Source organism: Achromobacter sp. RT286_PF (assembly GCF_059760425.1).
Genome location: NZ_JCBAMR010000003.1, coordinates 116,521 through 129,016 on the forward strand (window position 1 = coordinate 116,521; position 12,496 = coordinate 129,016).

11 protein-coding genes are annotated in these 12,496 nt (G+C 62.3%); 4 read left to right on the top strand and 7 right to left on the bottom strand.

All coding sequences use genetic code 11. From position 1 onward, the window contains the following. Positions 1 to 88: 88 nt before the first annotated feature. The 6 genes from rpsJ to AC6LJY_RS04215 all read right to left on the bottom strand — a co-directional run bounded on the left by rpsJ (position 89) and on the right by AC6LJY_RS04215 (position 6,121). Positions 89 to 400, bottom strand: a complete 312-nt coding sequence (gene rpsJ, locus AC6LJY_RS04190; protein WP_003806903.1) for a 30S ribosomal protein S10 — start codon at positions 398 to 400, stop codon at positions 89 to 91. A gap of 74 nt (positions 401 to 474) precedes the next feature. Then, a complete protein-coding gene (gene tuf, locus AC6LJY_RS04195; RefSeq protein ID WP_006221899.1) occupies positions 475 to 1,665 on the bottom strand; it encodes an elongation factor Tu in 1,191 nt (396 codons plus the stop codon). Between the two features lie 75 nt (positions 1,666 to 1,740). After that, positions 1,741 to 3,843: an elongation factor G gene (fusA, locus tag AC6LJY_RS04200; RefSeq protein WP_046806041.1), complete on the bottom strand. Its 2,103-nt coding sequence runs from the start codon at positions 3,841 to 3,843 to the stop codon at positions 1,741 to 1,743. A gap of 18 nt (positions 3,844 to 3,861) precedes the next feature. Continuing rightward, positions 3,862 to 4,332, bottom strand: coding sequence for a 30S ribosomal protein S7 (gene rpsG / locus AC6LJY_RS04205; protein WP_006216561.1), 471 nt, complete (start codon positions 4,330 to 4,332; stop codon positions 3,862 to 3,864). 166 nt (positions 4,333 to 4,498) lie between these two features. Next, on the bottom strand, positions 4,499 to 4,876 hold the full coding sequence (gene rpsL / locus AC6LJY_RS04210; protein ID WP_005017264.1) for a 30S ribosomal protein S12: 378 nt from the start codon (positions 4,874 to 4,876) through the stop codon (positions 4,499 to 4,501). Positions 4,877 to 5,419: 543 nt separating this feature from the next. Then, the gene (locus AC6LJY_RS04215; RefSeq protein WP_104142447.1) at positions 5,420 to 6,121 is read right to left on the bottom strand and encodes a response regulator transcription factor; all 702 of its coding nucleotides are present in this window, start codon (positions 6,119 to 6,121) and stop codon (positions 5,420 to 5,422) included. Between the two features lie 260 nt (positions 6,122 to 6,381). Here AC6LJY_RS04215 and AC6LJY_RS04220 point away from each other — a divergent pair, with 260 nt between their 5' ends. Genes AC6LJY_RS04220 through AC6LJY_RS04230 form a run of 3 tightly spaced genes read left to right on the top strand, consistent with a single transcriptional unit; the run spans position 6,382 to position 10,600 of the window. Next, positions 6,382 to 7,098, top strand: coding sequence for a response regulator transcription factor (locus tag AC6LJY_RS04220; RefSeq protein ID WP_046806043.1), 717 nt, complete (start codon positions 6,382 to 6,384; stop codon positions 7,096 to 7,098). A gap of 33 nt (positions 7,099 to 7,131) precedes the next feature. Then, positions 7,132 to 8,241 (top strand): FecR family protein, encoded by a 1,110-nt coding sequence (locus AC6LJY_RS04225; protein WP_314359699.1) that lies wholly within the window; start codon positions 7,132 to 7,134, stop codon positions 8,239 to 8,241. A gap of 10 nt (positions 8,242 to 8,251) precedes the next feature. Continuing rightward, positions 8,252 to 10,600, top strand: coding sequence for a CHASE2 domain-containing protein (locus AC6LJY_RS04230; RefSeq protein ID WP_498135365.1), 2,349 nt, complete (start codon positions 8,252 to 8,254; stop codon positions 10,598 to 10,600). A 30-nt stretch (positions 10,601 to 10,630) separates the two neighbouring features. On the opposite strand, the gene AC6LJY_RS04235 is transcribed toward AC6LJY_RS04230, so the two are convergent. Further along, entirely contained in the window at positions 10,631 to 11,929 is a 1,299-nt protein-coding gene (locus tag AC6LJY_RS04235; protein WP_498135423.1) for a serine/threonine-protein kinase, read from the bottom strand. A 154-nt stretch (positions 11,930 to 12,083) separates the two neighbouring features. Here AC6LJY_RS04235 and AC6LJY_RS04240 point away from each other — a divergent pair, with 154 nt between their 5' ends. After that, positions 12,084 to 12,479 (top strand): TssQ family T6SS-associated lipoprotein, encoded by a 396-nt coding sequence (locus AC6LJY_RS04240; protein WP_046806047.1) that lies wholly within the window; start codon positions 12,084 to 12,086, stop codon positions 12,477 to 12,479. Positions 12,480 to 12,496: the final 17 nt, after the last annotated feature.

Here is a 12,496-nt window from a genome sequence, read left to right on the forward strand (position 1 = left end):
CCCCGACCAAAACAAAATGGCCGCATTCCCTTGGGAACACGGCCATTCTTATCGAGCCTACCGGCGAAGGTAGCAGGCCCGAATCGCCTTACTGCAGCGCGATTTCGACGTCGACGCCGGCCGGCAGGTCCAGACGCATCAGAGCGTCAACGGTCTTGTCGGTGGGATCAACGATGTCCATCAGACGCTGGTGCGTACGGATTTCGAACTGGTCGCGCGACGTCTTGTTGACGTGCGGCGAACGCAGAACGTCGTAGCGACGGATACGCGTGGGCAGCGGCACCGGGCCGCGGACGACGGCGCCGGTACGCTTGGCGGTGTCGACGATTTCAGCGGCCGATTGATCGATCAGCTTGTAATCGAATGCTTTCAAGCGGATACGGATCTTTTGGTTTTTCATGGCGTTTCCTAAAGAACGAGAGGCGAAGGCGACGAGGCGCCCTCGCTGGTTGTGTGCTGCTTAAGTGATCCGAATTACTTCAGGATCTTGGCGACGACGCCGGCGCCGACGGTACGACCGCCTTCACGGATAGCGAAACGCAGACCTTCTTCCATGGCGATGGGAGCCAACAGCTTGACCGTCATGGCCACGTTGTCGCCCGGCAGAACCATTTCCTTGTCGGCCGGCAGCTCGATCGTGCCCGTCACGTCCGTCGTGCGGAAGTAGAACTGGGGACGATAGCCTTGGAAGAACGGAGTGTGACGGCCGCCTTCTTCCTTGGACAGGATGTACACCTCGGACGTGAAGTCCGTGTGCGGGGTGATCGAGCCCGGCTTGGCCAACACTTGGCCGCGCTGGACGTCTTCACGCTTGGTGCCGCGCAGCAGGATGCCCACGTTGTCGCCAGCTTGACCTTGGTCCAGCAGCTTGCGGAACATTTCAACGCCCGTGCAAGTCGTCTTGACCGTCGGCACCAGGCCCACGATTTCGATTTCTTCGCCGACCTTGACGATGCCGCGTTCGATACGGCCAGTCACCACCGTGCCACGACCCGAGATCGAGAACACGTCTTCAACCGGCATCAGGAACGTGCCGTCCACGGCGCGCTCGGGCGTCGGGATGTACGAATCCAGTGCAGCGGCCAAAGCCATGATGGCTTGCTCGCCCAGTTCGCCCTTGTCGCCTTCCAGCGCCAGCTTGGCCGAACCCTTGACGATCGGGGTGTCATCACCCGGGAAGTCGTACTTGGACAGAAGTTCGCGAACTTCCATTTCCACCAGCTCGAGCAGCTCGGCGTCGTCAACCATGTCGGCCTTGTTCAGGAAGACGATGATGTACGGCACGCCAACCTGGCGGCTCAGCAGAATGTGTTCACGCGTTTGCGGCATCGGGCCGTCAGCGGCCGACACAACCAGAATCGCGCCGTCCATTTGCGCCGCGCCCGTGATCATGTTCTTCACATAGTCAGCGTGGCCCGGGCAGTCAACGTGAGCGTAGTGACGCGCTTCGGTTTCGTACTCGACGTGGGCGGTGTTGATCGTGATGCCGCGAGCCTTTTCTTCAGGAGTCGCATCGATCTGGTCGTAGCCCTTGGCTTCGCCACCGAACTTGTTCGACAGAACGGTCGTGATAGCTGCCGTCAACGTCGTTTTGCCGTGGTCAACGTGACCAATCGTACCCACGTTCACGTGCGGCTTGGTACGTTCAAACTTGCCTTTTGCCATGATCTCTATCCTTTAACTTTCAAGGAAACTTGAATCTGCCAGGCCACCCGGATGGGCGGACCTGGCTAGGGTTATTTACTTGGCCCGAGCGGCGATGACTTCGTCAGCGACGTTCTTGGGAGCCTCGGAGTAATGCTTGAATTCCATCGTGTACGTGGCACGACCTTGCGTCAACGAACGCAGGTTCGTGGCGTAACCGAACATCTCGGCCAGGGGAACTTCAGCCTTGATGGTCTTGCCGCCACCGACCATGTCGTCCATGCCTTGGACCATGCCGCGACGCGAGGACAGATCGCCCATCACGGTACCAGCGTAGTCTTCCGGCGTTTCGACTTCAACGGCCATCATCGGTTCCAGCAGCACGGGGCTGGCCTTGCGCAGACCTTCCTTGAATGCCATGGAGCCGGCCATCTTGAACGCGTTTTCGTTCGAGTCCACATCGTGGTACGAACCGAAGAACAGCGTGCACTTGACGTCGACGATCGGGTAGCCAGCCAACACGCCCGAAGGCAGCGTTTCCTGAATGCCCTTGTCCACCGCGGGGATGTATTCGCGAGGAACCACACCGCCCTTGATGGCGTCCACGAATTCGTAGCCACCGCCAGGAGGCAACGGCTCGACCTTCAGCACCACGTGACCGTACTGGCCACGGCCGCCCGACTGCTTGACGAACTTGCCTTCAACTTCGTCGCAGGTCTTGCGGATGGTTTCACGGTAGGCCACTTGCGGCTTGCCGACGTTGGCTTCAACGCCGAACTCACGCTTCATGCGGTCGACCAGAATTTCCAGGTGAAGCTCGCCCATGCCGGAAATGATGGTTTGGCCGGATTCTTCGTCGCTGCGCACGCGGAACGACGGATCTTCCTGAGCCAGACGCGACAGCGCCAGACCCATCTTTTCCTGGTCAGCCTTCGACTTCGGTTCCACGGCCTGCGAAATCACGGGCTCGGGGAAAATCATGCGTTCGAGCAAGATGTGCGAGTCGGTGTCGCACAGCGTTTCGCCGGTGGTCACGTCTTTCAGACCCACCACGGCGGCGATGTCGCCTGCCAACACTTCCTTGATTTCTTCGCGGTTGTTCGCGTGCATCTGCAGAATGCGGCCGATACGTTCTTTCTTGCCCTTGATGGGGTTGTAGACCGTGTCGCCCGACTTCAGGACGCCCGAGTAAACGCGCACGAAGGTCAATTGACCCACGAACGGATCGCTCATCAGCTTGAATGCCAGTGCCGAGAACTTCTCGCCGTCGTCCGCTTCACGCGTGACGGGATTGCCATCGTCGTCCTGGCCGTCAACCGCGGGAATGTCCACGGGCGAAGGCAGGTAGTCGATGACCGCGTCCAGCATGCGCTGCACGCCCTTGTTCTTGAAGGCGGTGCCGCACAGCATCGGCTGGATTTCGCCAGCGATGGTGCGTTGGCGGATCGCCAGGTTGATTTCGGCTTCGTCCAAGGAACCCGTTTCCAGGTACTTGTTCATCAGCTCTTCCGACGACTCAGCGGCGGCTTCAACCAGCTTTTCACGCCATTCGTTGGCCAGGCCTTCCAGCTCAGCGGGAATATCGTGGTAGTCGAACTTGATGCCTTGGCTGGCTTCGTCCCAAATGATCGCCTTCATCTTGACCAGGTCGACCACGCCTTGGAACGTGTCTTCGGCACCGATCGGGATCACGATCGGCACGGGATTGGCGCGCAGGCGGTTCTTCAGCTGGTCATAGACCTTGAAGAAGTTGGCGCCGGTGCGGTCCATCTTGTTGACGAAGGCCAGACGCGGCACGCCGTACTTGTTGGCTTGGCGCCACACGGTTTCGGACTGCGGCTGAACGCCACCCACCGCGCAATAGACCATGCAAGCACCGTCCAGGACGCGCATGGAACGTTCCACCTCAATGGTGAAGTCCACGTGACCCGGGGTGTCGATGATGTTGATGCGGTGTTCGGGATAGTTCTTCGCCATGCCACGCCAAAACGCCGTCGTAGCTGCCGACGTAATGGTGATGCCACGCTCTTGCTCTTGTTCCATCCAGTCCATGGTGGCTGCGCCATCATGCACTTCGCCAATCTTGTGATTGACGCCGGTGTAGAACAGGATACGTTCGGTCGTGGTGGTTTTCCCTGCATCGATGTGCGCAGAGATACCAATGTTGCGATAGCGCTCGATCGGGGTTTTGCGGGCCATGGTGGATTAGTCCTTAAATTACCAGCGGAAATGGCTGAAGGCCTTGTTGGCCTCTGCCATCTTGTGCGTGTCTTCGCGCTTCTTCATCGCGGCGCCACGACCTTCGGAGGCGTCGATCAGTTCGCCAGCAAGACGCAGATCCATCGACTTCTCGCCACGCTTCTTAGCGGCTTCACGGAGCCAACGCATAGCCAGGGCCAGGCGGCGCACGGGGCGCACTTCAACCGGCACTTGGTAGTTGGCACCGCCAACGCGGCGGCTCTTCACTTCGACGATCGGCTTGATGTTGTTGATCGCCAGGCTGAAAACTTCGATCGGCTCTTTGCCGGTCTTGGTTTGCACTTGCTCGAGGGCACCGTAGACGATGCGCTCGGCGACGGCCTTCTTACCGTCCAGCATGACGACGTTCATGAACTTGGCGAGCTCGACGCTGCCGAACTTGGGATCGGGCAGAATCTCGCGCTTGGGTACTTCGCGACGACGGGGCATTGTTGCTTCCTTGTGTCTGTTCAGTTGAACCGTGTTTCATTACACGGCCATGGCCGCCCATTGGGACGACCCCTTACGTGCCGCGCTCCTTCCCAAAAGCCGGAGGGCGCGGTCGCACTTCCCTAGTGACGGGCTTCCGCCACGCGGGGTTACTGCTGACTCGTTATTAAGCCTTCTTCGGGCGCTTGGCGCCGTACTTCGAGCGGGCTTGCTTACGATCCTTGACGCCTTGCAGGTCGAGGGAACCGCGCACGATGTGATAACGCACACCGGGCAAGTCCTTCACACGACCGCCACGCACCAGAACCACCGAGTGCTCTTGCAGGTTGTGGCCTTCACCGCCGATGTACGAAATGACTTCGTAACCGTTGGTCAGACGCACTTTGGCAACCTTGCGCAGAGCGGAGTTCGGCTTCTTGGGGGTGGTGGTGTACACGCGAGTGCACACGCCGCGGCGTTGCGGGCAATTTTCGAGCGCGGGGCTCTTGCTTTTGATGATGCTGACTTCGCGCGGCTTGCGCACGAGTTGGCTAATGGTAGGCATGACCTTTGAAATCCCTTTTACGTACCACTGGTAAGTACTTACGTACTCGTCTCCTCAAGCAGTGAATTCTCTCGGAGAAGGCAGTTCGCGCAAAACCGCCTCAAACGTTCATATACGTAAAAGAGCGGGCTTGCCAACAAACCATGACAAACGCACAAAACTGATAGCGGCCGGCATTCAAGGACGAAGTCGCAACAGATGGACCCAAAACCGAAGGCTCGTGACGCACCTGGTTTTAGATCCTGGACTAAGTTCTTGAACTGTTTGCCTTTTGCGTACAGATTTTGCGCGCGAAATAAAGCAGTAAGCCCTTTAGCATAACTGAGATCAAGGCGTACTGTCAAAGTATTTTGTAAGCCCCCGGACGACGCGCGTTGGCGGCGAAAAGGCAGGGACTTAGGGCCTGCTGGCGCTAAATAGGGTCATGTAGCAGGACGGATCCAACCCTTTGAAACGCGCCTCGCCACACTCGTCGGACGTTGCCGTGCTGGGGTAAACCATGAGTATTTTTGGCCTACGGCGCAGTGTAGCTCCGGGCGGGCGTTAATGGTCGGCGAACAAGTAACCGCTGCCGTACACCGTGCGGATGGGCAACATCACGCCCGCCAATTCCGCTTTGCGCCGCAAGCGGCTGACGATCACGTCGATGCTGCGCGATCCGCTAGATCGCACGCCACCGCCTTCCACCCGAAGCTCGTCGCCCAGCTCCGACCGGCCCACTGCCCTGCCCGCCACTTCCAGCAATGAACGGACGATGAGGCGTTCGTTGGCCGACAGCGAGATCGTGGCGCCCGAGGGGGCAGCCAGCGTCCAGCCCTGGTCTCGCAACTCCCATTGGCCGGTGACCGGCTCCTCGTCCGCCTTGTTGTCGGGTGTCGCGGGCAGGCGGCGCGCCAGCGCCAGAAGGATGCAGGAGAGTTCGCGCGGATCCTGCGGTTCGGGCAGACAGGCGTCGGCGCCGCTTTGCAGGCAGCGCAGGCGGCTGTCCACCGACATGCCCCGTCCGGTAACCACGATTCCCATCGACGAAGATCCGTGCAGGCGCGCAACCAGGGCATAGCCGATTTCGCCCATCGCCCCCACATCGAGGATCACGGCATCGTAGGTGCCGCTATTGAGTAATCCGAACAGCTCAAGGGATGTCGAGCACCCGCGCGCGGAAATTCCGGCTTGCAGCAACGCGGACACGGCGGCGTTTCGGGCGACCTCGTCCGGCGACATCATAAGTATGCGCAATTGATTCATAGCTAATTCCACCTCTGACCCGAGCCCCGCCTGCCGACCGTTTGTGACGTCGGCGAAGGGGACGGTTGAGACAGTGTGGCGTGGTGTTACGCAACAACTCCAGTCAATATTCGTTAACTTTGCAATGTTTGACAGTTCTTGCCACAACGTAGCCAGACTCTCACTTGCCCGAGTTATCATTCGTTTACACAAATTCGCTCACCTTTGCATCAGGCCGCCAACGAGCGCGCAGAAGTGGCAAAACTCCGCGAGAAATTCCGATGAAAATCGCGTCGCTGGAAGACGATCTTGACCAAGCCCGGCGCATACACCAAGTGCTGACCGCTGCGGGATACACGTGCCTCAGTTATCACCAGAGCCGGGATCTGTTGGCCGCGTTGCGCACCGAAAATTTTGATCTGGTGCTGCTGGATTGGCACCTGCCAGACATTGACGGTGACGATGTGGTGCGCTGGTTGCGCGCCAATATCGGTCCGCGCGTACCGGTTATTTTCTTGACCAATCGCTCGTCGGAAGATGATTTGGTCGAAGGGCTGCGCGCGGGCGCCGACGACTACATCGTCAAGCCCCTGCGCCCGCTGGAGTTGCTGGCTCGTGTGGCCGCGCTGCTGCGGCGCAGTCAGATCGCCGAGCCGGCCAACGATGCGTTCGAGGTTGCGCATTACCGCATCGAGCCTGCGGCGCGCGTCATTTCGTTGCACGGCGCCCCCGTGTCACTGGCGCCCAAGGAATTCGAGCTGGCGCTGCTTTTCTTTCGCAATCTGGGCCGGCTGATGTCGCGCGACGTGCTCGCAGAATGCGTCTGGAACCGCGAAATTCCCGCCACGTCCCGCACGCTGGACACGCATTTGTCCAACATCCGTCAAAAGCTCCAGATTCGCCCCGAGCACGGCGTGCGCCTGAGCTCGTCGTACGCGCTTGGCTACCGGTTGGAATTGATAAGCGCCGCTGACGACAGCGCCACCAACCCGTCGTAGACGCTACGCGCGCTTTTCTGGAGAAAACGATCTATGAGCCGCTGCCGCGCGCTTTCTTCGCTTGCCCTGCTTTGCTGCCTGACCGTGTCCGGCGCGGCGCACAGCCAGCCTGCGGGTGCATTGGGCGACGACTTCATCTACCGCATCCGCCAGGGCGACACCCTGATCGAGCTGGCTACGCAATACACCCGCAACCAAGCCAACTGGACGCAGCTGCAAACCGTAAACAAGGTCGACAAGCCCGAGCAACTGCCGATCGGCCTTGAACTGCGGATCCCGCTGTCGATGATCCCGGTGCGGCCCGCGCCGGCGCGCGTCGTGCACGTTAGCGGCCAAGCGAATATGGACGGCAAGGCACTACAAGCCGGCGCGAGCGTCTCCGAAGGCAGCACGGTCGTGACCTCGGCGAACGGCTTTGTCACGTTGGAGCTGGCTGACGGATCCAAGCTGACGTTACCTGCCGGCGGGGCCGTTGAATTGTCCCGGCTGCGCCAGTTTGAAGGCACCGCGCTGACGGACTCGGTCATCAACGTTCAGCGCGGCGGTGTTGAATCCACTGTCGCCCCCACCGGAAAAGGCGTGGGCCGTTTCGAGATCCGGACGCCGGTCGCCGTAACCGGCGTGCGCGGCACGCGGTTTCGCGTGCAAAGCGGCGCGGGTGGCGTGCAAAGCGAAGTGTTGGAAGGCAGCGTGCGCTTGCAAGCGCATGCGCCCGGCGCCGAACTGACCAAGCCCGTCGCGGTGGCACGCGGCTATGGCGCCGCGGTGCGCAACGACGGCAGCATGTCGGGCGTGCGCCAGCTGCTGGCCGCGCCAGAACTGGGCCAGCCCACGCGCCGGGGCGGCGGTGCATGGACCAGCGCATTCGCACCGGTGCCGGGTGCCCAAAGCTACCTTGTGCGTGTTTCGCGCGATGCGGAAGGCGCCCTGCCCGTGTCATCCGAAAGTTTCGCCGCAAACGACATTCAGTTCCGGGCCCCTGGCCCCGGTACGTACTACGTATCCGTGCGCGCGGTCGACGAGCTGGGCTTGCGCGGCCAGGACGCGGTTGCAACGTTCGAAGGCGCGAATCAATTGATGACGTCGTCCGGCCTGGGCGTCAGCAGCGGCAGCGGCGGATTCATCACGCTGACCGAGTACTAGGGCCCAATCCATGGCCGACGCCACCGACGCCCTCGACCGGACCTCGCGCTCAGGGCTGTGGCTGACGGTGATTCTGGGGATCCTGGCGGCGCTGCTGGGCTTATTGAATGGCTTGGGCCGCGTCGACCAGATCCTTTACGACCGCGCCCTGACCCTGACGGGGCGCCCCGCCGACCCCGACATTCTGATCGTCGCCATTGACGATGCCAGCATAGAGACGCTGGGCCGATGGCCCTGGCGGCGCGCGATCCACGCCGCCTTGATGGACCGCCTGCAAGGCGCCCGCGCGGTCGGTCTGGACTTGATCTTCGCGGAAAGCGACACGGTCAATCCCAACGACGATGCCATCCTGGCCCAGAGCATGTTGCGTAACGGACGAACCGTCTTGCCGGTGGTGCTGGACCGTTTGAACAATCCTTTGGCCATGTCCTCACCCATTGCGGTGGTGGGCAATGCCGCGGCCGCCAGCGGCTTCATCAACGCGCGCGTGGATCCGGACGGGGTGGTGCGCGAAGCCTCGCTGACTGCCCAGTTCGCCGGCGCGCCCTACATGCACATGGCCCTGTCCATGCTCGACATCGGCGGGCAGGCAGATCAGGTGGAACGACTTCTGCAACGCGCCGCCCCCAGCAGCGACATCCTGATTCCCTACGCTGGCCCGGCGGGTCACATGCGCACCGTCTCGTACCTGGCGGTGTTGCGCGGCGATATCCCGCCCGAAGAAATACGAGGCAAGTACGTGCTGGTGGGTGCGTGGGCGACGGGCCTGGGTGACGCATATCCGACGCCGGTGTCGCACGACCTTAGCGGAATGTCGGGCGTGGAAATCATCGCCAACCTGATGCAGGCGGGGCGCGACGGGCTGTTCTACCAGCGGCCGGCAGCCGCCTGGAACGCACTGTTTTCCGTCCTTCCGGTGTTGCTCGCCTGCCTGGCGCTGTGGCGCCTGTCGCCCAAGCGCGCCCTGCTGGTGAGCATTGCACTGATCGCCTGCATACTGATCGCGTCGTGGTTGCTGCTGGCGTACGCGAGCCTATGGTTCGCGCCTACCGCCGCGCTCGTCGGCGTTGCGCTTTGCTATCCGCTGTGGAGCTGGCGCAGCCAGGAAGCCGCCTTGCGCTACATGGACTACGAACTGCGCCGGCTTCAACGTGAGTACCCGCCCGTTCTTAACGAAGCGCGGGCCCAGCTGACCGGCCCGAACGCGTCGTTGGAAAGCCGCGTGGGCGAGCTTCAACGCGCATTGGAACGCGTGCGCAACCTGCGGCGCTTCCTGGCCGACGGGCTGGATGGCATGCCCGATGCCACGCTGGTATTCGACCAGGACGGGCGCATGCAATTTCGCAACCAGGCGGCGGTCATGTATTTCCAGCGGCTTGGCATGCGGCCGCCGCGCGTGGGCCACCCGGCCACGCACTTGCTGGAAAAGACCATTTCCGACGCCTCGACGCGACAGCGCGTGGCGGACGCCTTGCGCGGCCAACTGCCGACGGATGATTCGACTCGCTGGACCGCCGATCTGGAAGTGCGCGACTACGCCGGTCGTGACCTTATCCTGAAGTGCGCCCCCATCCATACCGCCGAAGGCGATTTTGCGGGCACGGTGGCCACCCTGACCGATATTTCGCGCATTCGCCAGGCCGAGCGCCAGCGCGAAGAGACACTGCGATTCATTTCGCACGATATGCGCGCGCCGCAAAGTTCCATCCTGGCGCTGGTCGAGATGAAGCAGGAAAGCGGTGTCCAAGAGGGCCAGGGCGAGACGCTGGCGCGGATCGCCACACTAGCCAACCGCACGCTGCATCTGGTGGACGACTTCGTGCACCTGACGCGGGCGGAATCCATGACGATCAGCGCCGTCGAGCTTGATGTGGGCAGCCTGCTCCAAGACGCCGTGGACGAATTCTGGGCGTCGGCGCACAAGCGCGGCATTACGCTGCGACTGCGTACGCCGTTGCCCGTAGCCTACATACGCGGCGACCAGACGTTGTTAATGCGCGCGCTGTGCAATTTGATCGACAACGCCATCAAATACAGCGCCCCCCACACGTGCATCGAGTGCGCGATTGACGCATCGCCGGGGTTCTGGTGCGTGACCATTCGAGATCAAGGCCAGGGCATCGCCGAGTCGGATCTTGCACGCCTGTTCGAACCGTTTTCGCGCGTGGGAGTAGAGAACCGGAATGACGTGGGCGGCGCCGGCCTGGGCTTGGCGTTTGTGCGTACCGTGGCCGAGCGCCACGGGGGCTCCGTGCAGGTCAGCAGCAAGATCGGCGTCGGGTCGGTGTTTACCTTCTGCCTGCCCGTCGCGCCGGACGCGGCTTCAAACGCCGCCGCACCGACCGAGCCATCGGCCTGACCGGCCCGGCGCAGATGCGCCCACCCGCGCCTACTGGAAAACGTGCGAAATCACTGCGGGCTTGCCGGCCTTGATTTCGATCGTTGCGCGATACGGTGGCAGGTCTGCGTTGCGCAGGACCACTTGGTACTTGCCCGGAATCAGGCGGATTTCCTTGACGGGCGGGCTGATCCCGCGTGCCACTCCGTTCACCCAGACTTCGCCCCAAGGGCGTATATCCAGACGCACGGTGACCGGTACTGCCAGCGGCTTCGGCTTGGGCGTGTCTTCAGCAGGCGTCGCCGCGTTTGAAGTGGCGGCGCCTTGCGTAGAAGCCGGCGTGCCAGCGGCAGGCAAAACGGACGGTTCTGCCGGAGCGTTTGCCGTCGCGGCGCTGTTCTGGGTGGACGGCTGCGTGCCGGACTCTGCCCCCGCGCCCGACACAACGGGCGGCGGTGTCGACGCCGATTGCGGGACGGCAGCAGGTGGCACGGTGGAAGCGGCGGGGGGTGCCGCCGGCGGCGGCACGGGATGCACGGCAGGTGGGTTCGGCATGACAACTTCCGAACTTGTGATCAGCGCGTTCGGCGCGCCTGCCCCCCAATGAAACCAGCCATACACCGCCAGGCCGATCAAAGCCAGAAGGGCAAGCAAGGCAAGCAGCGGACGACGGTTGCGTGCCGGCTTGCGCATCGCCGACGCGGCGGCTGGTGGCGCGGAATGGCCGGCCTCGGCTGTGGGCTCGTCGTCGCTTGCCGCCGGTTCTATGTAAGCGGCCACGCCCAGCAGGGCTGCGAATTCGGCCAGCGTCTGCGGCCGGTCGGCCGGCGACATGGCCAGGCCGCGATCAATCACGGCCAGAAAATCCGGGTTGTATTTCGACAGGCCCAAGGACGCCAGGGGCTCGTATGCATCAGTCGCCCGGCGCTCGGGCGCAGGCGGCGGCCGGTGGCCTGTTACCAATGCATGCATCACGGCGCACAGCGCGTAGATGTCGCTCCACGAGCCACGCGGCCATTCCATCGAATCCGTATAGAGTTCAAACGGCGCAAACCCGGGGGTCGGGCTTCGGCTGGCTCGGCGCGAGCGCGCCACGACAAGCTCGGGCAACAGATGCGCCCGCGCGTTTTCGTCCATGCCTACCGTATCCAGCGTGATATCGCCGCAGATTTCACCCTGCGCATGCAAGGAGATCAGGGACGGCAGCAGGTCCGAGACCAGCCGCTTGATACGCGATTCCGGCACACCGCCCGCCATGCTGGCGGCAATAGCGCTAAGAGGACGCAAAGCCAGAGGCGCGGCGCCGGAGAAAGGGCCACGCGGCGTCAGCAGGCCGGTGGACGTGGACATGATGGGAATTGCGCTCATGCGCGGACTGGTGCGAAGATGGAATAGCGTGAATATTATCCAATTCGCAACACCAGGACATTGCCGAAAATGTCCGAGCGCATCAGGCTGTGGCACGATGGCGTTTCACTCATTCTTCCTACCCCCCTTATAAGCTATGAAAAATCGCCTTCTGAGCAGTCTGCTCGGCGCGACAGTGATGCTGGCGGGCTGCGCCGGGATCTCGTCCCAGAAACCGGAAAGCCCCCCCACCGCCGACGCCCTGGCGCAATTGCAACAAGTCCGGGACACCTACGGCGCGGGCCGCTACGGGGAAGTCATCCGAACGGTTGCCACCTCGGACACGTTGGCCTCGTCCACCAAGGCCGTCCGCATCGAAGCTTACAAGTTGCAGGCGTTCAGCTATTGCGTCAGCCGCTACACCCAACTGTGCGAAGACAGCTTCGCCCGGATCCTGGCGCTGGACCCCTCATTCGAACTGGCTCCCAACGAAGCCGGCCATCCGTCCTGGGGGCCCGTCTTCCAACGCGCCCGCAGCCAGGCAGCCAAGTGACCGCTACCTGGTCGGGA